General features: G+C 68.1%; 20 protein-coding genes and 1 tRNA gene. 8 read left to right on the plus strand and 13 right to left on the minus strand.

Annotation, left to right across the window (positions count from 1 at the left end; translation table 11 throughout):
* Positions 1-76: 76 nt before the first annotated feature.
* A complete protein-coding gene (locus KBW98_RS20445) occupies positions 77-667 on the minus strand; it encodes a hypothetical protein (protein ID WP_211522011.1) in 591 nt (196 codons plus the stop codon).
* 106 nt (positions 668-773) lie between these two features.
* On the opposite strand from KBW98_RS20445, the gene KBW98_RS20450 reads away from it, so the two are divergent.
* Positions 774-850, plus strand: a tRNA-Pro gene (locus tag KBW98_RS20450).
* Positions 851-1,046: 196 nt separating this feature from the next.
* Here KBW98_RS20450 and KBW98_RS20455 read toward each other — a convergent pair.
* The 12 genes from KBW98_RS20455 to KBW98_RS20510 form a co-directional block, all read right to left on the minus strand.
* The gene (locus KBW98_RS20455; protein ID WP_211522012.1) at positions 1,047-1,967 is read right to left on the minus strand and encodes a hydroxymethylglutaryl-CoA lyase; all 921 of its coding nucleotides are present in this window, start codon (positions 1,965-1,967) and stop codon (positions 1,047-1,049) included.
* A 3-nt stretch (positions 1,968-1,970) separates the two neighbouring features.
* Positions 1,971-2,909, minus strand: coding sequence for a glyoxylate/hydroxypyruvate reductase A (locus KBW98_RS20460; RefSeq protein ID WP_211522013.1), 939 nt, complete (start codon positions 2,907-2,909; stop codon positions 1,971-1,973).
* 30 nt (positions 2,910-2,939) lie between these two features.
* Positions 2,940-4,952, minus strand: coding sequence for an acetyl/propionyl/methylcrotonyl-CoA carboxylase subunit alpha (locus KBW98_RS20465; protein WP_211522014.1), 2,013 nt, complete (start codon positions 4,950-4,952; stop codon positions 2,940-2,942).
* Between the two features lie 69 nt (positions 4,953-5,021).
* Positions 5,022-6,056: a biotin synthase BioB gene (bioB, locus tag KBW98_RS20470; RefSeq protein WP_211522015.1), complete on the minus strand. Its 1,035-nt coding sequence runs from the start codon at positions 6,054-6,056 to the stop codon at positions 5,022-5,024.
* 11 nt (positions 6,057-6,067) lie between these two features.
* Positions 6,068-6,898 carry a dethiobiotin synthase gene (gene bioD / locus KBW98_RS20475; RefSeq protein ID WP_211522016.1) on the minus strand — a complete coding sequence of 277 codons (831 nt, stop codon included), beginning with the start codon at positions 6,896-6,898 and terminating at the stop codon, positions 6,068-6,070.
* Positions 6,895-8,082 (minus strand): 8-amino-7-oxononanoate synthase, encoded by a 1,188-nt coding sequence (bioF, locus tag KBW98_RS20480; protein ID WP_211522017.1) that lies wholly within the window; start codon positions 8,080-8,082, stop codon positions 6,895-6,897. The genes bioD and bioF overlap by 4 nt, the downstream gene beginning before the upstream one ends.
* Complete coding sequence (bioA, locus tag KBW98_RS20485; RefSeq protein ID WP_211522018.1) at positions 8,079-9,419, minus strand: adenosylmethionine--8-amino-7-oxononanoate transaminase; 1,341 nt, start codon at positions 9,417-9,419, stop codon at positions 8,079-8,081. Before bioA ends, bioF begins: the two co-directional genes overlap by 4 nt.
* A gap of 17 nt (positions 9,420-9,436) precedes the next feature.
* The gene (locus tag KBW98_RS20490; RefSeq protein WP_211522019.1) at positions 9,437-10,222 is read right to left on the minus strand and encodes an enoyl-CoA hydratase/isomerase family protein; all 786 of its coding nucleotides are present in this window, start codon (positions 10,220-10,222) and stop codon (positions 9,437-9,439) included.
* A 13-nt stretch (positions 10,223-10,235) separates the two neighbouring features.
* Entirely contained in the window at positions 10,236-11,843 is a 1,608-nt protein-coding gene (locus KBW98_RS20495; protein ID WP_211522020.1) for a carboxyl transferase domain-containing protein, read from the minus strand.
* Between the two features lie 24 nt (positions 11,844-11,867).
* On the minus strand, positions 11,868-12,314 hold the full coding sequence (locus tag KBW98_RS20500) for a YchJ family protein (protein ID WP_211522021.1): 447 nt from the start codon (positions 12,312-12,314) through the stop codon (positions 11,868-11,870).
* 58 nt (positions 12,315-12,372) lie between these two features.
* The gene (locus KBW98_RS20505) at positions 12,373-13,608 is read right to left on the minus strand and encodes a D-amino acid dehydrogenase (RefSeq protein ID WP_211522022.1); all 1,236 of its coding nucleotides are present in this window, start codon (positions 13,606-13,608) and stop codon (positions 12,373-12,375) included.
* Between the two features lie 122 nt (positions 13,609-13,730).
* Positions 13,731-15,044: a serine hydrolase gene (locus KBW98_RS20510; RefSeq protein WP_229429326.1), complete on the minus strand. Its 1,314-nt coding sequence runs from the start codon at positions 15,042-15,044 to the stop codon at positions 13,731-13,733.
* Positions 15,045-15,251: 207 nt separating this feature from the next.
* Between KBW98_RS20510 and KBW98_RS20515 the strand changes: the two genes are divergently transcribed.
* The 7 genes from KBW98_RS20515 to KBW98_RS20545 all read left to right on the plus strand — a co-directional run.
* Positions 15,252-15,992, plus strand: coding sequence for a GntR family transcriptional regulator (locus KBW98_RS20515; RefSeq protein ID WP_211522030.1), 741 nt, complete (start codon positions 15,252-15,254; stop codon positions 15,990-15,992).
* A gap of 100 nt (positions 15,993-16,092) precedes the next feature.
* Positions 16,093-16,971, plus strand: a complete 879-nt coding sequence (locus KBW98_RS20520) for an N-acetylmuramic acid 6-phosphate etherase (RefSeq protein WP_211522023.1) — start codon at positions 16,093-16,095, stop codon at positions 16,969-16,971.
* 52 nt (positions 16,972-17,023) lie between these two features.
* Positions 17,024-18,301 carry an MFS transporter gene (locus KBW98_RS20525; RefSeq protein ID WP_211522024.1) on the plus strand — a complete coding sequence of 426 codons (1,278 nt, stop codon included), beginning with the start codon at positions 17,024-17,026 and terminating at the stop codon, positions 18,299-18,301.
* A gap of 23 nt (positions 18,302-18,324) precedes the next feature.
* Complete coding sequence (locus KBW98_RS20530; protein ID WP_211522025.1) at positions 18,325-19,467, plus strand: acyltransferase family protein; 1,143 nt, start codon at positions 18,325-18,327, stop codon at positions 19,465-19,467.
* A gap of 24 nt (positions 19,468-19,491) precedes the next feature.
* Positions 19,492-21,123 (plus strand): family 10 glycosylhydrolase, encoded by a 1,632-nt coding sequence (locus KBW98_RS20535; RefSeq protein ID WP_211522026.1) that lies wholly within the window; start codon positions 19,492-19,494, stop codon positions 21,121-21,123.
* An 84-nt stretch (positions 21,124-21,207) separates the two neighbouring features.
* A complete protein-coding gene (locus KBW98_RS20540; RefSeq protein ID WP_211522027.1) occupies positions 21,208-22,140 on the plus strand; it encodes an N-acetylglucosamine kinase in 933 nt (310 codons plus the stop codon).
* A gap of 17 nt (positions 22,141-22,157) precedes the next feature.
* The coding region (locus KBW98_RS20545; RefSeq protein ID WP_211522028.1) for an N-acetylmuramoyl-L-alanine amidase at positions 22,158-23,004 on the plus strand (847 nt) is incomplete at its 3' end.

Genomic DNA, 23,004 nt, shown 5'->3' on the forward strand with positions numbered 1-23,004 from the left:
GGGGGGGTTGGGGTTGGGGGCCCCCCCGGGGGCCCCCCCCCCCCCCCCCGGCGTTCACCAGCGGATGCCTAACCGCTCACCACTTGCACCCGCTGTCCTTCTTATCCATCATCAAATACAGCGGCGCCAGCAAGCCTCCCGGAATCCCGTCCTTGCAATTGGCCCGCTTGGCCCTGCTGATCCCGCGCGCCAGCTTCGATTCCGTCTGTAGCGGCTCCTCCGGAAACTGCGCCAGTGCCGTGCCTTCCTTGCTCGGATCGCGCAGGTGCGCATTTTCGCGTGCAATGCGGCGCGCCGTCTCCATGTCGAACTTGGGCGTGTCCCCGGCCGTCGTGTCGGGCTGCTGCACGACGAAAGGATCCGCCGCCGGTTCCTGTTCCGGCTTCGGGGGCACCGCGATGACTTTCTTCGGCGGCGCGGCGCGCGCCGTGCGCGTGGGTGCAGCGGCGGCAGCTTGCGGCGCCACCACCACGGCTTGCGGCGGTTCCGGCGGCGGCGGCGGACGGATAGTGACGGCAATCGCCATCGGTTCGTCCGGCGCGAAAACGGGCGCGCCCAAGCCCAGCCCGCGGTAGCCGAGCACCAGCAGCAGGTGCACGGCGAGCGACACGCCGATACCGAGAAGCAGCCGCCCGTTGGCCGGACGATCGCCGAAGGATGCTGCCAAAGTCACAATACCGTTACCTCATCCGTGTCGAAGAATGCGACAAACCCAGCTATTTTGCCGCGAAACCTTGACCAGGTCACGCCGACGGGCTATGATCTGTCTTCTTCGGAGTGTAGCGCAGCCCGGTAGCGCATCTGGTTTGGGACCAGAGGGTCCAAGGTTCGAATCCTTGTACTCCGACCAAGATTCAAAGGAAAGGCCGACAGCGAAAGTTGTCGACCTTTTTCTTTTTGCGTGGCGCGCACGCGAACTTGGGTTCCGGCCTTCGCCGGAACGACGTGCATGAGCTTGCCGCTTACCGTAAAACCGTCGTACCCGCCACTGGCGGCTACGACTCCCGGCGAAGGCCGGGACCCAAGTTCACACGCAAGCCCGGAACTTAACCGGCCCGCTTGGCAGCCAGCGCATTCCCCGCCCGGCTCACGCTCTTGCGCCCCAGCTTCTCAGAAATGAACAGGCCCGCATCCACGATCTGGTCCAGGTCCACGCCGGTCTCGATCCCCAGCCCCTGCATCAGGTACAGCACATCCTCGGTCGCCACGTTGCCGGTCGCGCCCTTGGCGTAGGGGCAGCCGCCCAGGCCCGCCACCGAGGAGTGGAAGATCGCCACGCCCACTTCCATGGCCGCGTAGATGTTCGCCAGCGCCTGTCCATAGGTATCGTGGAAATGCCCCGACAGCTGATGGATCGGGAACTCCTGCGCCGCGCGCAGCATCACCGCCTGGGTCTTGCGCGCGGTCGAGACGCCGATGGTATCGGCGATGTCGATCTCGTCGCAGCCCAGGTCGCGCATGCGCGCCACCACGTCGCCCACCGCATCCAGCGGCACTTCGCCCTGGTAGGGGCAGCCGAAGGCGGTGCTGATCGAGCCGCGCAGGCGCAGGCCGTGGTCCTTGGCGGCCTTGGCCACCGGTTCGAAGCGCTTGATCGATTCGGCGATCGAGCAGTTGATGTTCTTCTGCGAGAAGGCTTCAGAAGCCGCGCCGAACACCACCACTTCGTCGGCCTTGCCGGCCAGGGCCAGCTCGAAGCCCTGCATGTTCGGCACCAGGGCCGAATAGATCACGCCGGGAAGGCGCTCGATGCGCGCCATGACTTCCGCGCTGGTAGCCATCTGCGGCACCCACTTGGGCGACACGAAGGCGGCCGCCTCCACGTTGGCGAAGCCGGCGCGCGCCAGGCGCTCGACCAGTTCGACCTTGACCTCTAGCGACAGCGCCTCTTTTTCATTCTGCAGGCCGTCGCGCGGCCCCACTTCGACAATCTTGACCTTGTTCGGCAGGCCGGGTTGCTGGTTCATCTTTCAATATCCTAAAGTGCGGTCGACCAGGTCGCCGACCGGTTGGCCGTTCTCCAGCGCCGCGATCTTGTCGGCGATCTGGCGCACGGCCTCGAGACGCATGGTAAGCGCCGAGATATGCGGGGTGATGCTGATGCGCGGCTCGTTCCAGAACGGATGCGGGGCCGGCAGCGGCTCGTGGCGGAACACGTCGAGCGTGGCGCCGGCGATGTGCCCGGAGCGGATCAGGGTCATCAGGTCCGGCTCGGCGATGATGGCGCCGCGCGAGACGTTGATCAGGTAGGCGCCCGGCTTCAGCTTGCCCAGGTTGTGGCGGTCGAGCAGGTTGGCCGTCTCCGAGGTGAGCGGCAGCAGGCAGACCAGCACGCGGGTGCCGCGCAGGAAAGGTTCGAGCTGGTCCATGCCGGCGTAGGTCTCGACGCCGGGAATGCTCTTGGGCGTGCGGCTCCAGCCCAGCACCGGGAAGCCGAAATGGCGCATCGCCTCGACCACCGGCATGCCCAGCCGGCCCAGCCCCATGACGCCCACGGAAAATTCTTCTTTCGGAATCTGCGGCAGCGGATGCCAGGCGCCGTGCCTGGCCTGCTGTTCGTATTCGTCGAAGCGGCGGAAGTAGCGCAGCACGGCATGCGCCACGTACTCGGCCATCTGCACCCCCATGCCGGCGTCGCCCAGGCGCACCAGGGGCACCTCGGGCAGCGAGGCGCCGAACTTGAGCAGGGCGTCGACGCCCGCGCCCATCAGGAAGATCGCTTTTAGCTGGGACTGCAGCGACAGCTGCTCCAACAAGGCAGGGGCGGGGTTCCACAGGACGGCATAGTCGCAAGGGGCCAGGACTTCGCCCTCCTTCCAGCCCACCGTTTCGGCGTGCGGCATGATGCTTGCGAATTCGCGGGCCCAGGGTTCAATGACCCCGTCGCCCCGGTACAGCAATATGCGCATGTCTCCCCCTCGTTATTATTTTGAGTTGGTTTACGCCGCCTTGAATGCCAACAGCGGCGCGCCATCCGCCACCTGGTCGCCGACCTGGTACAGCACTTCTTCCACCAGGCCGTCGCTCGGCGCGGAAATCGTGTGCTCCATCTTCATCGCTTCCATGATCACGAGCGGCTCGCCCTTCTTCACTTCCTGGCCGGACGAGGCCATCACCGCAACCACCTTGCCCGGCATTGGGGCAGTCAGGCGTCCGCCGGCCGCTTCGTGTTCGCCGGCGTGCGCCATCGGATCATTGTACGACAGGGAGTAATGGCGGCCACCGGTAAATACGTGGAACAGTTCGCCATCGCGGCGCACGCAGCCGTGCAGCGAGGTCTCGCCCACGCGCAGCGACAGCTCGGCGCCGTCCTGCGCGACGAGTTCCACGCGCGCTCGCTGGCCGCCGAGGTCGATGTCCCAGCCGTCGTGGCGGTAGGTCAGGCCGACCTGGTAGCTGCCGCCTTCGTCCTGCAGCGACAGCACGCGGCGGTAGTCGCCGTTCATGCGCCAGCCGCGCGCCTGCGACCATGGATCGGCCGGGTTGGCGGCGCCGCGCCTGGTCTCGCCGAGCGAAAGCGAGAGCGCGGCCAGGGCCAGCGCGCCCAACGGCGCCGCGGACGGCGCCGGGAACAGGCTGGCGCCGTGGCGGTCGATCAGGCCGGTATCCAGGTCGGCCGTGGAGAAGGCTTCGCCTTCGACCAGGCGCTTGAGGAAGGCGATATTGGTGGCCAGGCCGACGATGCGGAACTCGGCCAGGGCTTGCGACAGGCGCGCCAGGGCCTGGGTGCGGTCCGCGCCCCAGACGATCAGCTTGGCGATCATCGGATCGTAGAAGGGCGAGATCGCATCGCCTTCGCGCACGCCCGAATCGACGCGCACGGCGGCCGGATTGGCGCCGTCGGCGCCCAGCTCGAACTCGACCGCGCGCGGGGTGTCCATGTGGCGCAGGGTGCCGATCGAGGGCAGGAAGCCCTTTTCCGGATTCTCGGCATACACGCGCGCCTCGATCGCATGGCCGTGGATCGCCAGCTCGCTCTGCTTCTTCGGCAGCGGCTGGCCCGCGGCCACGCGCAGCTGCCACTCGACCAGGTCGGTGCCGGTGATCATTTCGGTGACCGGGTGTTCCACTTGCAGGCGGGTGTTCATCTCCATGAAGTAGAACGAGCCGTCCTGGTTGGCGATGAATTCCACCGTGCCGGCGCCCACGTAGCCCACCGCGCGCGCCGCGTTGACGGCCGCTTCGCCCATGGCGGCGCGGCGGTCCAGGCTCATGCCCGGAGCCGGCGCTTCTTCCAGCACCTTCTGGTGGCGGCGTTGCACCGAGCAGTCGCGCTCGTGCAGGTAGACGCAGTTGCCGTGGGTGTCGGCGAACACCTGGATCTCGATGTGGCGCGGGCGGATCAGGTATTTCTCGACCAGCACCTTGTCGTCGCCGAAGGAGCTGATCGCTTCGCGCTTGCACGAGGCCAGCGCGGCCTCGAAGTCTTCCGAGCGCTCGACCACGCGCATGCCCTTGCCGCCACCGCCGGCGCTGGCCTTGAGCAGCACCGGGTAGCCGATGCGGTCGGCCTGTTCGCGCAAGAAGCCTGGTTCCTGGTTGTCGCCGTGGTAGCCCGGCACCAGCGGGACGTTGGCGCCTTCCATCAGCTGCTTGGCGGCCGACTTGGAACCCATCGCGCGCATCGAGGAGCCCGGCGGGCCGATGAAGACCAGGCCGGCGGCCTGCACCGCTTCCGCGAACTCGGCGTTCTCGGACAGGAAGCCATAGCCCGGGTGGATCGCCTGGGCGCCCGTGGCCTTGGCTACCTCGATGATCTTCTGGCCGCGCAGGTAGCTGTCCTTGGCCGCGGCCGGGCCGATCAGGACCGCCTCATCGCAGACCGCCACGTGCTTGGCCCCGGCGTCGGCTTCCGAATACACGGCCACGGTGCGGATGCCCATGCGGCGCGCGGTGGCGGCGACACGGCAGGCGATTTCGCCACGGTTGGCGATGAGGATCTTGGTGAACATGCGTTTGAATCTTTCGCTTATGGTTGTTCGGATAGGGGCGCGGCCGTGTCTCTCCGGCCGCGTGGTGAATCAGCAGCCGCAGGCTTCCTTCTGCACCGATTCCAAGGTTGCGGCGCGGGTCTTCAGGCCGAGCTTCTCGAGCAGCACGCGGTCGTCGTCCGCTTCCGGGTTGCCGGTGGTGAGCAGCTTGTCGCCGTAGAAGATCGAGTTGGCGCCAGCCATGAAGCACATCGCCTGCACGGCTTCGCCCAGCTCGCGGCGGCCGGCCGACAGGCGCACGCGCGCCTGCGGCATGGTGATGCGCGCCACCGCGATGGTGCGCACGAACTCGATCGGGTCCAGCTTCTCGATGCCGTGCAGCGGCGTGCCTTCCACCTGCACCAGGTGGTTGACCGGCACCGATTCCGGGTAGGGGTTCAGGTTGGCCAGCTGGGCGAGCAGGCCGGCGCGCTGTTCGCGCGTCTCGCCCATGCCCACGATGCCGCCGCAGCAGACCTTCAGGCCGGCGTTGCGCACGCGGCCCAGGGTGTCCAGGCGGTCCTGGTATTCGCGGGTCGAGATGACGTTGTTGTAGAAGTCCGGCGCGGTGTCGATGTTGTGGTTGTAGTAGTCCAGGCCCGCGTTCTTCAGCTGCTCGGCCTGGCCTTCCTCCAGCATGCCCAGGGTGGCGCAGGTTTCCAGGCCCAGGGCCTTCACTTCACGCACCATGTTCTCGACCTTTTCCATGTCGCGTTCCTTCGGGCTGCGCCACGCCGCGCCCATGCAGAAGCGGGTCGCGCCGCTGGCCTTGGCCTGGCGCGCGGCATCCAGCACGGTGTCGATGTCGAGGATCTTCTTGGCTTCGACGCCGGTGTCGTAGCGCGCGGCCTGCGGGCAGTAGCCGCAGTCTTCCTCGCAGCCGCCGGTCTTGATCGACAGCAGGGTGGCCAGCTCGACGTCGCCATCCGGGAAGTTGGCGCGGTGCACGGTCTGGGCGCGGTGCATCAGTTCCGGAAAGGGCAGCTCGAACAGCGCCAGCACGTCGGCCAGCGGCCAGGTGGCGTCAGGCCTTTCCTTGATCGCGGCGGTCGGGCGGTGCAGGGCGACGGTATTCGTTTGGGACATGGGGATTCCTTCTAGGTCTGGACCCGCGCGGACGGCCATCCCGGCAGCCCTGCGAGGTCGATGTACTCGGCCGCCGCGGCGGCCGTGGGTTGTTCCAGGCGCGGCACGTGGCCCAGCATCGGGGCCGGGATGCGCTGTGCCAGCGCGTCGATATTCTCTTGCATGAAGCGCATGTCGGCGTCGGCCGTGTTGGCGACCCAGCCGGCCAGCACCAGGCCGCGCGCCACGATCGCCTCGACAGTGAGCAGCGCATGGCTGATGCAGCCCAGGCGCAGGCCCACCACCAGGATCACCGGCAGGTTGAGCTGGGCGGCCAGGTCGGCGCTGTCGAAGTCGTCGTTGAAGGGCACGCGGAAGCCTCCCACGCCTTCGACCACCACCGCGTCGGACGCGGCCAGGATCTCGGCATAGGCGGCGATGATCGGCACCGGTTCGATGGTCACGCCTTCCAGCGCGGCGGCGATGTGCGGGGCGGCCGGTTCGCGCAGCATGAAGGGCGTGGTGATCGAGGAGGGCAGGTGCACGTTGCCGGCGGCAGCCAGCATGTCGGCGTCCTCGTTGTGCAGCTCGCCGTCGATCATCTCGGCGCCGGCGGCGACCGGCTTCATGCCGCAGGCGCGGCGGCCGCTGCGCACCAGCTTGTGCAGGATCGCGCTGGACACCAGGGTCTTGCCGATCTCGGTGTCGGTGCCGGTGACGAAGCAGCAGAAGCGCGGCGGCTTGCCTTCGCTGGCGCGCAGTTCAGGTTGCGGTTGCGGTTCAGGAGCGGGCACGCGCGGGAGCGGCTTGATGGCGGCTTGCGGCGCCACCACCGGCATGTCCGGTTCGTTCAGGTTCTTCATGTCGCGGATCTTTCCAGTTCGTTGAGCGCGCGCGCCAGCCGCGCGACCTCGTCGTGGCTGTGCGCCGCGCTCAGGGTCACGCGCAGGCGCGCGCTGCCCGGCGCCACGGTCGGCGGGCGGATCGCCGGCACCCACAGGTCCTGCTCGTGCAGGGCGCTGGAAGCGCGCAGCGCATCGTCGTTGGCGCCGATGACGACCGGCTGGATCGCCGTGGCGGACGGCATCAGCTGCCAGCGCCGCAGGCGCAGGGCGTCGCGCAGGTGATCGACCAGCGCGGCCAGGCGGGTGCGGCGTTCATGGCCTTCGGGCCCGCCTATGATATCAAGGCTGGCAAGCAGGGCGTGGGCCAGGGCCGGGGGAGCTGCGGTGGTGTAGATGTAGGGGCGGGCGCGCTGCACCAGCAGTTCGATCACGCTGGCGTGCGCCGCGATGAAGGCGCCGCCGACGCCGGCGGCCTTGCCCAGGGTGCCCATGTAGACCAGGTTGGGCGAGCGCAGATTGAAATGCTCCAGCGCGCCGCAGCCCTGTTCGCCGAGTACGCCGAAGCCGTGGGCGTCGTCCACCACCAGCCAGGCGCCGTGGCGCTCGCAGGCGGCCAGCAGCTGCGGCAGCGGGGCCAGGTTGCCGTCCATGCTGAACACGCTGTCGGTGACCACGATTTTCGTACTTGCATCGCTGGCGGCGAGCTGGCGCTCCAGCGCCTCGGCGTCGCCGTGCGGGTAGACGGTGACGCCGGCCTTGGCCAGGCGCGCGCCGTCGATCAGCGAGGCGTGGTTCAGCGCTTCCGAGAAGATCATGGCGCCGGCGTCCGCGCCCAGCGCGGTCAGGATCGCCAGGTTGGCCATGTAGCCGGTGCACAGGTAGAGTGCGCGCGGCTGCTCCAGCCAGGGCGTCATCCACTCTGCCAGGCGCTCTTCGAGCAGCGCGTGGGCGCGGCTATGGCCGCTGACCAGGTGCGAGGCGCCACTGCCCGCGCCGTACAGGGTGGCGCCTTCGCGCAGGGCTTCGATCACCCGCGGGTGGGCGGCCAGGCCCAGGTAGTCGTTGCTGCAGAAGGCCAGCATGGCGCGGCCGTCCACGACCTGGTTGGGCGCGCAGGCGCTGTCGGCCACGCGCAGGCGGCGCACCAGGCTCTGGGCGGCCAGTGCGTCGAGCTTGCGGTCGATCTGCTCGATCAGGTTCATGGGGCGATCACGGATTCGAACACCTTCTGCGTGCGCGCGGCCAGGCCGGCGACGTCCTCGTCGTCCAGCACATAGGGCGGCATCAGGTAGACGGTACGGCCGATCGGGCGCAGCAGCAGTTCGTTTTCCACCGCGGTGCTGAAGAAGCGGCGCGAGAAGGTGGAGGCGCGGTCCTTGTCCGGCTCCACGGCGTCGAACGCGAAGATCATGCCGCGCTGGCGGAAGTGGCGCGCGCGCTCGTGCTCGGCCAGCGGCGCCAGGGCCACGGTCAGCTTGGTGGCCAGCTCGCGGTTGCGGTTCAGGACATCGTCTTCCTCGAAGATGTCGAGCGTGGCCAGGGCCGCGCGGCAGGCCAGCGGATTGCCGGTGTAGGAATGCGAGTGCAGGAAGCCGCGCGTGATGTCTGCGCTGTAGAAGGCCTGGTAGATCTCGTCGCGGGTCAGGACCAGCGACAGCGGCAGGTAGCCGCCGCTGATGCCCTTCGACAGGCACAGGAAGTCCGGCCAGATGGCCGCCTGCTCGCAGGCGAAGAAAGTGCCGGTGCGGCCGCAGCCGACCGCGATCTCGTCGGCGATCAGGTGGACGTGGTGCTGGTCGCACAGCTCGCGCAGCAGTTCCAGGTAGAGCGGGTCGTACATCGCCATGCCGGTCGCGCACTGCACCAGCGGCTCGACGATGATGGCGGCGATCTTGTCGCCGCGCTCTTCGAACAGTTGCTGGACTTCCTTGATGGCGCGGCGCGCCACGTCCTGGGCGGATTCGCCCTCGAGGGCATTGCGCGCGTCCGGCGCGGAGACCACGGTTGATGCGCGCAGCAGCGGGCCGTAGGCGTCCTTGAACAGCGGGACGTCGGTGACGCTGAGGGCGCCGATGGTCTCGCCATGGTAGCTGCCCTGCAGGCAGACGAATTCCTGCTTGGCCGGATAGCCCGCATTGCGCCAGGCGTGGAAGCTCATCTTCATCGCGATCTCGACCGCGGACGCGCCGTCCGAGGCGTAGAAGGCGTGACCCAGCGCATGGCCGGTGAGCGCGGCCAGGCGTTCCGACAGTTCGATCACCGGCTCGTGGGTGAAGCCGGCCAGCATGGCGTGTTCCAGGCGGTCGAGCTGGTCCTTCAGGGCCGCGTTGATGCGCGGATTGGCGTGGCCGAACAGGTTGACCCACCAGGAGCTGATGGCGTCCAGGTAGCGGCGGCCTTCATGGTCGACCAGCCAGGGGCCCTTGCCATGGCTGACGGCGATCAGGGGCACCTCCTCGTGGTGCTGCATTTGCGTGCAGGGGTGCCACACGCTGCGCAGGCTGCGCGCGATCCAGTCGGAGGAGGTGGGGTGCTTCACGATGCTTTTCCAGTATGTCAGTTCAGCCAGGAAGGCTTGCGTTTCTCGAGGAAGGAAGCCACGCCCTCGCGCCCTTCCATCGAGGCGCGGATGGCGGCGATGCGCTTGGCGGTGTCAAGCAGCAGCGCGTCGGTGACGGGCTCGCCGACGACTTCGCGCACCAGCTTCTTGGCTACCATGACGGCGTTCGGGCTGTTGTTGACCAGGCTCTTGGCGATGGCGGCCACGGTGGCGTCGAGTTCATCCGCGCTCACCACTTCATGGGCAAAGCCGATGCGGCGCGCTTCAACAGCGTCGAAGCGCTCGGCGGTCAGGAAGTAGCGGCGCGCGGCCTGCTCGCCCATGGCCTTGATGACATAGGGCGAGATGGTGGCCGGGATCAGGCCCAGCTTCACCTCGGACAGGCAAAAGCCCACGGTGTCGGCGGCGACCACGATGTCGCAGGCCGCCACCAGGCCCATGCCGCCGGCGTAGCAGTCGCCCTGGACCTTGGCCACGGTCGGCTTGGGGCACAGGTAGATGGTGCGCAGCATGTCGGCCAGGCGCGCGGCGTCTTCCTGGTTCTCGCTGTGCGAGTAGCCGGCCATCTTCTTCATCCAGTTCAGGTCCGCGCCGGCGCAGAAGGCCGGGCCGTTGGCGGCCAGGACGACGGCGCGCACCAGTTCGTTGCGGCCCAGTTCATCGAACACCAGCGCCAGTTCGGCGATGGCGTGCTCGTTGAAGGCGTTGCGCAGCTCGGGGCGGTTCAGGGTGACGGTGGCCAGCTTGTCCGCGATGGAGACAGTGAGCGTTTGATATTCCATGTTCGTCTCCTTCTTACATGCGGAACACGCCGAACTTCGTGTCCTCGATCGGCTTGTTGAGCGCCGCCGACAGGCCCAGGCCCAGCACCATGCGGGTGTCGGCCGGATCGATCACGCCGTCGTCCCACAGGCGCGCCGAGGCGTAATAGGGGTGGCCCTGGTGCTCGTACTGGTCCTTGATCGGCTGCTTGAAGGCATTCTCCTCGTCCGCCGACCACTGGCCGCCCTTGGCTTCGATGCCGTCGCGCTTGACGGTAGCCAGCACCGAGGCCGCCTGGTCGCCACCCATCACCGAGATGCGCGCGTTCGGCCACATCCACAGGAAGCGCGGAGAGAAGGCGCGGCCGCACATGCCATAGTTGCCGGCGCCGAAAGAGCCACCAATGATCACGGTGAACTTCGGCACCGAGGCGGTAGCGACCGCGGTCACCATCTTGGCGCCGTTGCGGGCGATGCCCTCGTTCTCGTACTTGCGGCCGACCATGAAGCCGGTGATGTTCTGCAGGAAGACCAGCGGGATCTTGCGCTGGCAGCACAGTTCGATGAAGTGGGTGCCTTTCAGCGCCGATTCCGAGAACAGGATGCCGTTGTTGGCGATGATGCCGACCTTCATGCCATAGATGTGGGCGAAGCCGCACACCAGGGTCGTGCCGTAGCGCGCCTTGAATTCGTCGAACTCACTGCCGTCGACCACGCGCGCGATCACTTCGCGCACATCGAAGGGCTTCCTGGTATCCACGGGGATCACGCCGTACAGTTCTTCCGGTGCGAACTTCGGCTCCACGCTCTCGCGCACCACGCCCTGCACGGGCTTGCTGCGGTTCAGGTTCGAGACGATGTTACGCGCCAGCGACAGGGCGTGCAGGTCGTTCTGGGCCAGGTGGTCGGCCACGCCGGACAGGCGGGTGTGGACGTCGCCGCCGCCCAGGTCCTCGGCGGTGACGACTTCGCCGGTCGCGGCCTTCACCAGCGGCGGGCCGCCCAGGAAGATGGTGCCCTGTTCCTTGACGATGATCGATTCGTCGCTCATGGCCGGCACATAGGCGCCGCCGGCGGTGCAGGAGCCCATCACGACCGCGATCTGCGGAATGCCCTTGGCCGACATGTTGGCCTGGTTGTAGAAGATGCGCCCGAAGTGGTCGCGGTCCGGGAACACGTCGTCCTGGTTCGGCAGGTTGGCGCCGCCCGAGTCGACCAGGTAGATGCAGGGCAGGTTGTTCTGCTCGGCGATCTCCTGGGCGCGCAGGTGTTTTTTCACCGTCATCGGGTAATAGGTGCCGCCCTTGACGGTGGCGTCGTTACAGACGATCACGCATTCCTGGCCGGCGACGCGGCCGATGCCGGTGATGATGCCGGCGGCGGGAGCCGCACCTTCGTACATCTCGTAGGCGGCCAGCTGGGAGAACTCGAGGAAGGGCGTGCCCGGGTCGAGCAGCATTTGCACGCGGTCGCGCGGCAGCAGCTTGCCGCGGGCGACGTGCTTGGCGGACGCGGCTTCGCCGCCGCCCTGGGCCATCTGGGCGACCTTGGCGCGCAGGTCGTCGACGACCGCCTGCATGGCGGCCGCGTTCGCCTTGAAATCTTCACTGCGCGGGTTGAGTTTGCTCTCGATCTGGGGCATGTGCCGTCCTCACTGTCTCTGCTGTTATTCTTTCTCGGGGAAACTGCCGTCCAGGTAGAACCAGCGTGGCGCGCCGCTGTCGGGATCGGGCTCGCGCAGGAAGCGGCTGACTTCATGCAGCCGGTGCGCGCGTCCGCCGATCTTGAAGCGGGCGACGAATTCCACGGTGTCGCTGTCTGGATGGTCCGGCAAATTTACTTTACGTTGACGTAAACGTAAAGCAGATTTTATCTCAAGCCCGAGCCAGCGGATCGGCTCTTTTTCATCGATGATGGGCTCGGTCGGCCGTGTGCTGGGATGCCAGGTTGACAACAGGTACGGCTCGTCCTTGAGCACGTACGCCGTATAGCGCGAGCGCATCAGGGCCTCGGCCGTGGGCGGCAGCGCGGCGCCGGACAGGTAGGGGCCGCAGCAGGAATCGAAGGAAGCACCACCGCAGGGGCAGGCGGAAGAGGCAGGGCGGATAGACATGGCGGCAATTATCCGCGATTTCGCCAATGTCCGAGGCCCGTCCCCGAAGTGGAACGCCTCAGCCGCGCAGGGTCAGCCCGTCCAGCGTGAAGGGCGGCGCCTTGCCCTGCATCGCCCCGGCCAGCAGCGCGGCGGTGCCGCAGGCGAAGGTGAAGCCGAGGGGGCCGTGGCCCACGTTCAGCCACAGGTTGCCGTAGGGCGTGGCGCCGATGATGGGGGCGCTGCTCGGCGTCGCCGGACGCAGGCCGGCCCACACCGACAGCTTCGAATAATCGGCGGCGCGCGGCATGGTCTCGCGCACCAGGTGCGTCAGGCTGGCGACCCGCCTGGGATCGTGGCGCAGGTCCTCGCCCACCATGTCGACCATGGCGGCCACGCGCAGCCTGTCGCCGATGCGCGCGTACAGCACCTTGCGCTCGAAGTCGGTGACGCTGATCTCGGGTGCGATATCGTCGAGGCGGATCGGCGCCGTCAGGCTGTAGCCTTTGAGCGGATACAGCGGCAGGCGGATGCCGGCGCTGGCGGAGATGTCGCGGCTCTGGATACCGGCCGCCAGCACATAGGCGTCGGCCGAGAGCAGCCCGCTGCCGGTCTCGACGCCCGTGATGCGGCCCTTCTCCGAGCGCAGGCGCAGCGCCTCGCCATGCACGACGCCCTTGAAATTCGCATGCTCCCGCAGGCGCGCGGCCAGGGCCTGGCAAAAGGCGTGGCAGTCGGCCACCGCTTCGCCGGCGTTGTAGATGCCGCCCGCGAGCAGGGGTTCGGCCGCGGCCAGCGAGGGTTCGCGCTCGGCGCAGTCCTTGGCCGACCAGACCTGGCCGGCCCCGGCCTTGGCGGCCGCTTTCTCGAAAATGTCGCGCGAGCGATACACCACCAGCTTGCCGGCGTCGCGCCAGTCGAAGGCTTCGAGCGGCACCGCCACTTCCAGCTGCTTCATGGCCTGGCGCGACAGCTCACCCAATTCGAGCAGCTTGGCGGTGGTGCGGCGGTTGACGTCGGCGCGGCAGTGGGCCAGGAAGCTGGCCAGCCAGCGGTATTGGCGCAGGTCGGCTTCCGGCTTGAAACGCAGCGGGCCGTGCTCCTGGAACAGCCACTGGAGCGCCTTGAGCGGCACGCCTTCATCGGCCAGGGGCGAGACGTAGCGGTAGCTGAGCTGCCCGCCATTGCCGTAGCTGGCGCCGCTGCCCACCTCGGGCGCGCGTTCCAGCAGGGTGACGCCATAGCCCGCCTCGGCCAGCCACCAGGCGGAAGTCAGGCCGACCACGCCGCCGCCGATGACGATTACTTGCTGCATTTCTCACTCGTTTTTTCAGATTCGGAGGATGAGCTTAGGTGTTTGGCCCGGCCCAGGCCAATGAATGCTGAGCGAGCGCTCATAACCGGGATATATGCGCGCATTTGGACTCCCGTTCAGTTCTATTGGCCGACGTTTGTGCCAAGGATGGCGTGGCGATGCAGGGCGGTGAGGATGCGCTCCTCGAAGCGCGCCAGCGCCGAATAGCTGCCCTTCTGCGCTTCCGGGTCGGCCGAGCTGCCGCCCACCAGCACCACCATGCCGTTGCCGCTTGCGCGCTCAAAAGCGAACACCGAGCGCAGGCCGTAGGCGTCGCCGAGGTGGCCGACGGCGTCGAAGCCTTCGGCCAGGCGCATGCCCGGCTTGTCGGGGAAATGCTGGTTGCCCAGGCCCCAGGCCTGGTAGAAGCCGTCCAGGGTAGCGCCATTGCCATTGCCACTGCGGCGCGCCGGGTCGAAGGTCCACTGGCGCGCGAACATGCGTTCGAGGGTCTCGCGCTTGAGGATCCGGGTGCCGCCATGCATCCCATCCTGCATCAGCATGCGCATGACCACGCCCAGGCCGCGCGCCGAGATGCGCAGCCCACCCGTGGGGCTGTAGGGCGTGGCGTTGACGCCGGGGACGTAGCCGTCGAGCCTGGCCGGCGGCCTGGCGTGGTAGTCGTCGACCTGGGCGATCCAGGGCCCGGCGGCGTCCCATATTTCGGTGTCCGTGGTGCGCTTGCGGTACAGGGTGGCCAGGTTCGCCAGCGCCGCCGGCGGCAGTTCGGACGGGTGGTAGGCGGCCTCGATGCCCAGCGGCTGGAACAGCAGGCGCTGCATCAGCGCATTGAATCGCTCTCCCGTCACTCGTTCCATGACGGTGCCGATAATGCCCCAGCCGAGGTTGCAGTAGGTGAAATACTCGCCCGGCGCCGCCTGGGCCGACCACATGGCCGTCGCGCCCGGCGCCAGCACGTCCTTCAGCGCGGTCGTGTTCGGCCACGAATAGCCGCCGTCGTCGCGCAGCGAGGAGGTATGGCTCAGCATCAGGCGCAGGCTGATGGGCTGCTTGGGAAAATGCGGATTGCGCAGCGGGAAGCCGAGGTAGCCGGAGACGTCGGCGTCCAGGTCCAGCTTGCCGTCCTCGACCAGGCGCATCAGGCCCAGCGTGGTGTGCAGCTTCGAGACCGAGGCGATGCGGTACAGGGTGCTTGGGGCGGCGGGACGGTCCGGGCCAATCGTACGGCGCCCGAACGCGGCTTCATAGACCGGCCGGCCGGCGCGGATCGCCAGCACCGACAGGCTGGCGAGCTGCATGGCGGGGTCCTCCGCGATGGCGGCCAGTTCGGCGTCCAGGGCGCGCAAGGAGGCGCCGGGGGCCGGGGGCGCCGCGAACAGCGGCTCCATCGCGCCCAGCATGACCATTCCCAGCACGGAACGCCGTCCCTGGTTCATTTCTGTCTCCTGATAATCGATGTTGTCGCGGATGAGCATACGGACCGCGTGGAATCCTTGCCAAATGAATAGCCGTCGCACGGGCATAACCGTTTTGTATTGGCATCAAGTGGTATGCTCATAACTCCGCCGCATGCGCATACAAGATTTTTTCATGGCGCGGGCCGATCCAGCGCCCGACACAGCCATTACACTCGTTTCATGTCCATGACACCCCCCAGCACCGGATTCCAGGTCAACCTGGACGACAACTCGCCGCTCTACATGCAGCTGGCGCGCAGGCTCGCGCAGGACGTGCGCGACGGCCGCTACCAGGCGGACCAGGCGCTGCCGTCCGAACGCACCTTGTCCGAGCAGCTGGACGTCTCGCGGGTGACCGCGCGCAAGGCCATCGACCAGCTGGTGGACCAGGGCCTGGTGGTGCGCCGCCGCGGTTCGGGCAACTACATCGCGCCGCGCATCGAGCAGCCGCTGTCGAACCTGTCGAGCTTTTCCGAGCAGCTGCAGCAGCGCGGCTACCGCCCCGGCTCGCACTGGCTGCGGCGCGAGGTGCTGCCGGCCGACGCCGACGAGCAGCTCTCGCTGGGCCTGTCGCCGGGCACGCGCGTGGCCCGGCTGGAGCGCCTGCGCCTGGCCGACGACATGCCGATGGCCTACGAGATCAGCGTGATCCCGGCCACCGTGCTGCCGCGTCCCGAGGGCGTCACCAATTCGCTCTACGCCCACCTGGCCAAGACCGGCCACATGCCGGTGCGCGCGCTGCAGCATATCCGCGCCATGAACGCGCCGCTCGAGCTGGCCGAGCGCCTCGACATCACGGAAGGGCGGGCGGTGCTGTTCATCACCCGGGTCGGCTACCTGGAATCGGGCGAGCCGGTCGAGCTGACGCATTCCTACTGCCGCAGCGACCACTACGATTTCGTGGCCGAGCTTCGTAGAGCAACATAAGCTTTTGGCATGAGGGCAGCCGATTCTTTCATGAGATGGCTTGCCGAATTGGTATTACACTGGTTTTATCGATCACTGCGCATTTGAACAAGAGACGGCGATGCTGAAAACCGAAACCCCTTCCCAGGCGCATGCCTCCCTCGACCAGTACGCCACGCCCGACCTGGTCAATGTCTTCGTCGACGACCAGCTCAACGCCGTCAACGCCGTGCGCGCCGCCGCGTCCAGCATCGCGCGCGCGGTGGACGCCGCGCTGCCGCGCATGGAAGCGGGCGGACGCCTGATCTACGTGGGCGCGGGCACCTCGGGCCGCCTGGGCGTGCTCGACAGCGTCGAGCTCTACCCGACCTTCTCCTGGCCGCACGGCCGCGCGGTGGCGCTGCTGGCCGGCGGCAGCGACGCCATGTTCGTGGCGGTGGAAGGGGCGGAGGACGACTTCGGCCAGGGCGCGGCCGACCTGCGCAGCGTGAACGTGGGACCGGACGACGTGGTGCTGGCCATCGCCGCCTCGGGCGGCACGCCCTATGTGCTGGGCGCGCTGGAGGCCGGACGCGCCGCCGGCGCCCTGACGGTGGGTTTCGCCAACAACGCCGACGCCCCGGTGGCCAACGAGGCCGAGATCGGCGTGACCCTGGACACCGGCCCGGAAGTGGTCTCGGGCAGCACCCGCCTGAAGGCCGGCACCTCGCAGAAGATCGCCCTGAACACCTTTTCCAGCGCCCTGATGGTGCGTTTGAACAAGGTCTACGGCAACCTGATGGTAGACTTGAAGGCGACCAACGCCAAGCTGGTGCGGCGTGCGATCCGTCTGACCTCCTTCGCTACCGGCGCCGACGAGGCGGCCGCGCGCGCAGTGCTGGAGCAGTGCGGTTTCCACGTCAAGACCGCGATCGTGGCCTTGTCCAAACAAACCAGTGTCGAGCAGGCGCAAGCGCTGCTGGAAGCGGCGCACGGCAGCGTGCGCAAGGCGCTCGCCTGATCCGCGGCGCGCGGCTTCCCGCGCGCCCTCCCGCCCGGCACACGAAAGAGTCATGCAAACTTCGCAAGCGAATCACACCGGGCGCAGCCCCTGGGCCTGGGTGCCCTCCCTGTACTTTGCCCAGGCCATACCCTACGTGGTGGCGAACAGCCTGTCGGTCGTCATGTACAAGGACATGGGGGTCTCGAATACCGACATCGCCTTTTATACCAGCCTGCTCTACCTGCCCTGGGTGATCAAGCCCCTGTGGTCGCCCATCGTCGACATGGTCGGCACCAAGCGCCGCTGGACCGTGCTGCTTCAGCTGGCGATGGCCGCCGCGCTGCTTGGCGTGGGCCTGGTGCTGCACCTGCCGGCCTTCTTCATGGTCAGCCTGGTCGTGATGTGGGTCATGGCTTTCAGCTCGGCCACCCATGACATCTCGGCCGACGGCTTCTACATGCTGGGCCTGCGCCAGCAGCAGCAGGCCGCCTTCGTGGGCGTGCGCTCCACCTTCTATCGCCTGGCCACCCTGGTCTGCAACGGGCCCCTGGTGATGCTGGCCGGCTTCCTGGCCGTGAGCCTGGCGGACGTGCACCAGGCCTGGTCGGTGACATTCTTCGTGATGGCCGGCCTGTTCTTCGCCGCCTTCGCCTGGCACCAGTTCATCCTTCCCAAGCCCGACAGCGACCATGCCGTGGCGTCGACCGGCAATCCGCTGCGCGACTTCTTCGGCACCTTCGGCGCCTTCTTCGGCAAGCGCGACATCTGGCTGATCCTCGGTTTCATCCTGACCTTCCGCCTGGGCGAGGCCCAGCTGCTCAAGCTGGTCGCGCCCTTCCTCAAGGACCCGGTCGAGAAGGGCGGCCTGGGATTGAGCACCGCCCAGTACGGCCTCGCCTATGGCACGGTCGGCATCCTGGCCCTTACCCTGGGCGGCCTGGCCGGCGGCTGGCTGATCTCGCGCCTGGGCCTGAAGCGCTGCCTGTGGCTGATGGTGTTCGCCGTGCACCTGCCGGACCTGGTCTTCGTCTACCTGTCGCAGACCCAGCCGACCGGCCTGGCCACCGTCTCGGCCTTCCTGGCGATCGAGCAGTTCGGCTACGGCTTCGGCTTCACCGCCATGATGATGTACATGATCATGGTGGCCGACGGCCCGTACAAGACCGCGCACTACGCGATCTGCACCGGCTTCATGGCGCTGGGCATGATGGTGCCGGGGATGTGGAGCGGCGCGCTGCAGGAGTACCTGGGGTACAAGCACTTCTTCATCTGGACCTGCCTGGCCACGATCCCCGCCTTCATCATGGCGGCGCTGGTGAGGATCGATCCGGAATTCGGGAAGAAATAAACCCGCCGATTATTCACGTACACATGACCGACGCACCCGTGCGCCTGACATCGCTCGACGCCTTCCGCGGCTTCACCATCGCCGCGATGGTGCTCGTGAATAATCCCGGCGACTGGGGCCACCTGTATCCGCAGCTGGCGCACGCGAAGTGGCATGGCTGGACCTTCACCGACACCATCTTCCCCTTCTTCCTGTTCATCGGCGGCGTCGCCATGGCGCTGTCGCTCGGGCGCCTGGCCGCCGCCGGCGCCGACAAGCCACGCCTGCTGCGCAAGCTCGCCGTGCGCGCCGCCATCATCTTCCTGATCGGCTTCCTGCTCAACCTGATCCCGCGCTTCGACCTCGGGACCGTGCGCATTCCCGGCGTGCTGCAGCGGATCGCCCTGTGCACCCTGCTGGCGGCGCCGCTCGTGGTCTACCTGCGCTGGCGCGGCCAAGCCGCGGCGATCGTCCTGCTGCTGGCCGTGTACAGCGCGCTGCAGCTGCTGGTCCCGGTGCCCGGGATCGGCGCCGGCGTGCTGGAGCCGGGCCAGGACTTCGGCGCCTACCTCGACCGCATGCTGCTTGGCGGCCACCTGTGGGTGCAGGCCAAGACCTGGGACCCGGAAGGCCTGCTGTCCACCTTGCCCGCCCTGTGCACCCAGCTGTGCGGCGTGCTGGCGGGACGCCTGCTGTTGTCCGCGCTGCCGCGCATCGAACAGGTGGTGTGGCTGCTGCTGGCGGGCCTGGCCTGCCTGGCCCTGGGCTCGACCCTGGACGCCCTGCTCATGCCGATCAACAAAAGCCTGTGGACGCCGTCCTATTGCCTGCTCATGAGCGGCTGGGCGCTGCTGGCCTTCGGCGCGGCCTACTGGCTGCTCGACGCCAATCCGCACGCGGCCCTGCGCGAGCGCGCCGCCGCGTGGAGCAAGCCTTTCCTGATCTACGGGATGAACGCGCTGTTCATCTTCGCGTTCTCCGGTTTCGTGGCCAAGATGCTGGGCTTTATCAAGCTGGACCAGCTGGATGGCAGCCAGCGCTCGCTCGGCCGCAGCCTGTACGCGCCCATCGAGGCGCTGCCGCTCGACCCGGTGGACACGTCCCTGTTATACGCCATCGCTTTCAATGCCTGCATGTTCGCCATCGCCTGGTGCATGTGGCGCAAGCGCTGGTTCGTCAAAGTCTAGAATAGAAAAAAATAAGGAGCCGATGTGCAGCCTGACCTGAAAAAACGCGCGTTCGCGCTTGCCGGCGTGGCCGGCGCCCTGGCCCTTGGCGGCTTCCTCACCGCTTGCACGACCCAGCCGACCGCGTCCAGCACGGCGCCGGGCGCGCCGGCGCCGGCCGATGCGCCGGTCGTCACCGGCGGCGACCAGCCGCCGCCGGCCCCGCGCGAATTCCGCGCCGCCTGGGTCTCGACCGTCGCCAACATCGACTGGCCGAGCAAGCAGAACCTGGGCGCCGCCCAGCAGCAGGCCGAAGCCCTGGCCATCCTCGACCGCGCCAAGGCGCTCAACCTGAACGCCATCGTGCTGCAGGTGCGTCCCTCGGCCGACGCCATCTACGCGTCCAGGATCGAACCCTGGTCCGAATACCTGACCGGCGCCCAGGGCAAGGCGCCCCAGCCCTGGTACGACCCGCTCAAGTTCTGGGTGACCGAAGCGCATGCGCGCGGCCTGGAGCTGCACGCCTGGTTCAACCCCTACCGCGCGCGCCACGACGGCGCCCGCTCGCCGGCCGCGCCCAACCACATCACCAACACCAAGCCGGCGGCGGTCAAGCGCTACGGCAAGTTCATGTGGATGGACCCGGCCGAGGAAGCGGCTTCGCAGCAGACCCTGGACGTGATCCTGGACGTGGTGCGCCGCTACGACATCGACGGCGTGCACATCGACGACTACTTCTATCCCTATCCGATCGAGGCCACGCCGGCCGAGGTGGCGGGCAATGCGGCGGCGCTGGACGGCAAGACCGGCAAGGCGGAACTCGACTTCCCCGACCAGCCGGCCTGGGACCGTTATCTTGCGGGCGGCGGCAAGCTCGATCGCGCCTCCTGGCGCCGCGACAACGTCAACCGCCTGATCGAGAACATCTACAAGGGCATCCGCCGCGAGAAGAGCTGGGTGCGCTTCGGCATCAGCCCCTTCGGCCTGGGCCGTCCGGACCGCCGCCCGCCCGGCATCACCGGCTTTTCGCAGTACGACAAGCTGTACGCGGACGCCGAGCTGTGGCTGCAGAACGGCTGGCTCGACTACTTCACGCCCCAGCTGTACTGGCCGATCGCGCAGACCGGCCAGGCCTACGACGTGCTGCTCGACTACTGGATCTCGCAGAACAGCAAGGGCCGCCACATGTGGCCGGGCCTGTTCACCAGCCGCATCGGCGCGCCGACCAAGGACTACCAGCCGGAAGAAGTGCTGCAGCAGATCAGCGTGACGCGCGCGCGCCCGGCGGCCAGCGGCCACGTCCACTTCAGCATGGCGGCCCTGATGCAGAACCGCAAGGGCATCAGCGACCAGCTGCGCGCCACCCGCTACACCGGCCCGGCGCTGGTGCCGGCCACGCCCTGGCTGTCCGGCGACGCACCGGGCGCCCCGACGGTGGCGGCCGAGCGCCGCAGGAACGCGCTCCAGCTTAAACTCAAGGCAGGCAAGGCGAACGCCCTGTACGCGATCTGGGCGCGCCACGGCAACGAATGGCGCTTCGCCGTGGCCCCGGCGTCAACCGTGGACTGGACCATTCCGGACGACGGCAAGCTGGGCGCGGCCGACGCGGTGTTCGTCAGCGCCGTCGACCGCCTCGGCGTCGAGGGCGCGCGGGTGCAGGTCTGGAACAAGTCTTGAGATGCCAGGCATAACCCTGGCTCATGCGGCCAGCGCCAGCATTCATTCGCGCCCTGGTGCGCGGGGAGCGTAAACTTGACGGTCATGCAAACTCACACGCAACACGCTCATGAAGGCCTGGGCCTCGGCATCGATGCCGGGGGCACCCAGACCCGCTGGGCCCTGGCGGCCCCCGGCGGCCACATCCTGGCCGAAGGCACGGTGGACGGCCTCTCGGCCTTGCAGATGGCCAGCAGCGAAGGCCGCGGCACGGTGCGCGCCACCTTCGCCGGCATGGCCCAGGCCGTGCTCGAACATGGCCGCCCGGCGGCCGTGCGCGCCGGCATGACCGGCTTCGGCGGCGAAGGCGAGCAGCTGGCGCGCTGGCTGGCGGGCTTCCTCGGCATCGAATCGGGCGCGGTCACGCTCTGCAACGACATCGAGATCGCCTATCTGGCCAGCTTCAGCCCCGGCGAAGGCTACCTGGTCTACGCCGGCACCGGCTCGATCGGCGCCTTCATCGACGCCGAAGGCGCGCTGCACCGCGCCGGCGGGCGCGGCGTGGTGCTCGACGACGGCGGCGGCGGCTTCTGGATCGCACGCGAGGCGCTGCGCCACATCTGGCGCAAGGAAGACGAGCAGCCCGGCAGCTGGGAAAGCTCGCCGATGGCCCAGGCCGTGTTCCAGCACATCGGCGGCAGCGACTGGTCGTATTCGCGCCAGTTCATCTACCACAGCGAGCGCGGCGAAGTCGGCAAACTGGCGCTGGCCGTGGCCGCCACGGCCGAGCGCGACCCGGTGGCGGCGAGCATCCTGTGCGAAGCGGGCAAGGAACTGGCGCGCCTGGCGCTGGCATTGACGCGCCGCTTCGGCCCGCGCCCGGTGGCCCTGACCGGCCGCGCGGCCGAGCTGCATCCGGTGATCGTCGACACCATGCGCGCCCTGCTGCCGCCCGACACCCCGTTCAGCCAGACCGGCCTGCGCGCCCACCATGCCGCCGCGCGCCTGGCCGCCGGACCCTTGCCCGGCATCGACTAGACTCACACAGGAAGACCATGAAGACCCTGATTTCCGTACTTGCCCTGGCCCTGCTGGCCGGCTGCGCCACCGGCCCGCGCTACGACACCACCTACAATGCCGTGGGCCAGTCGAGCCGCGTGCGCTTCCTGGTGCTGCACTACACGGTGGCGGACAAGCCGGCCTCGATCAAGATCCTGACCGAGCAGCAGGTAAGCGCTCACTACTTACTTACCGACGACCCGCAGCCGGTCATCTACCGCCTGGTGGACGAGAACCGCTCGGCCTACCATGCCGGCAACTCGAGCTGGAAGAACTACACCCAGCTCAACAACAGCTCGATCGGCATCGAGATCGTCAACGCCGGCTGGAAGGACACCCCGGAAGGCCGCGTGTTCGCGCCTTTCCCGCAGCCCCAGGTGGACGCCCTGGTGGGCCTGGTGAAGGACATCGTGCAGCGCCATGGCGTGGCGCCGGAAAACGTGCTCGGCCACAGCGACATCGCGCCGCTGCGCAAGCAGGACCCGGGGCCGCTGTTTCCGTGGCAGCGCCTGGCCCAGGAAGGCCTGGTGAAGTGGCCGGACGCGGGCCGCGTGGCCCTGGTGCGTCCGGTCTTCGACGCCTTCCTGCCGGACGTCGCCTGGTTCCAGCGCAAGCTGGCCATGCACGGCTTCGCGCTGCCCCAGACCGGGGTGCTGGACGAGGCCACCCGCACCACCCTGGCGGCCTTCCAGATGAAATACCGCCCAGGCGACTATGCCGGCAATCCGGACGCCGAGACCGCGACCCTGCTCGAAGTGCTGACCACGCCGCCGAATGCGCCGCTGCCGGTGTTCCCGGCCCAGACCGCGCCCGTGCCGCCCATGCCGCCTGCCGCGCCGGCCG

The sequence above is a fragment of the Massilia sp. ST3 genome (assembly GCF_018119405.1).
Taxonomy (GTDB): Bacteria; Pseudomonadota; Gammaproteobacteria; order Burkholderiales; family Burkholderiaceae_D; genus Telluria.

Bases quoted from the DNA above. Each gene is read 5' to 3' on its own strand.
- bioB (WP_211522015.1), bottom strand. From the start codon at position 6,056: ATGTCCCAAACGAATACCGTCGCCCTGCACCGCCCGACCGCCGCGATC.
- KBW98_RS20515 (WP_211522030.1), top strand. From the start codon at position 15,252: ATGACACCCCCCAGCACCGGATTCCAGGTCAACCTGGACGACAACTCG.
- KBW98_RS20530 (WP_211522025.1), top strand. From the start codon at position 18,325: ATGACCGACGCACCCGTGCGCCTGACATCGCTCGACGCCTTCCGCGGC.
- bioF (WP_211522017.1), bottom strand. From the start codon at position 8,082: ATGAACCTGATCGAGCAGATCGACCGCAAGCTCGACGCACTGGCCGCC.
- KBW98_RS20540 (WP_211522027.1), top strand. From the start codon at position 21,208: ATGCAAACTCACACGCAACACGCTCATGAAGGCCTGGGCCTCGGCATC.
- KBW98_RS20455 (WP_211522012.1), bottom strand. From the start codon at position 1,967: ATGAACCAGCAACCCGGCCTGCCGAACAAGGTCAAGATTGTCGAAGTG.
- KBW98_RS20505 (WP_211522022.1), bottom strand. From the start codon at position 13,608: ATGCAGCAAGTAATCGTCATCGGCGGCGGCGTGGTCGGCCTGACTTCC.
- KBW98_RS20490 (WP_211522019.1), bottom strand. From the start codon at position 10,222: ATGGAATATCAAACGCTCACTGTCTCCATCGCGGACAAGCTGGCCACC.
- KBW98_RS20495 (WP_211522020.1), bottom strand. From the start codon at position 11,843: ATGCCCCAGATCGAGAGCAAACTCAACCCGCGCAGTGAAGATTTCAAG.
- KBW98_RS20510 (WP_229429326.1), bottom strand. From the start codon at position 15,044: ATGAACCAGGGACGGCGTTCCGTGCTGGGAATGGTCATGCTGGGCGCG.
- KBW98_RS20465 (WP_211522014.1), bottom strand. From the start codon at position 4,952: ATGTTCACCAAGATCCTCATCGCCAACCGTGGCGAAATCGCCTGCCGT.
- KBW98_RS20520 (WP_211522023.1), top strand. From the start codon at position 16,093: ATGCTGAAAACCGAAACCCCTTCCCAGGCGCATGCCTCCCTCGACCAG.
- KBW98_RS20525 (WP_211522024.1), top strand. From the start codon at position 17,024: ATGCAAACTTCGCAAGCGAATCACACCGGGCGCAGCCCCTGGGCCTGG.
- KBW98_RS20500 (WP_211522021.1), bottom strand. From the start codon at position 12,314: ATGTCTATCCGCCCTGCCTCTTCCGCCTGCCCCTGCGGTGGTGCTTCC.
- KBW98_RS20460 (WP_211522013.1), bottom strand. From the start codon at position 2,909: ATGCGCATATTGCTGTACCGGGGCGACGGGGTCATTGAACCCTGGGCC.
- bioD (WP_211522016.1), bottom strand. From the start codon at position 6,898: ATGAAGAACCTGAACGAACCGGACATGCCGGTGGTGGCGCCGCAAGCC.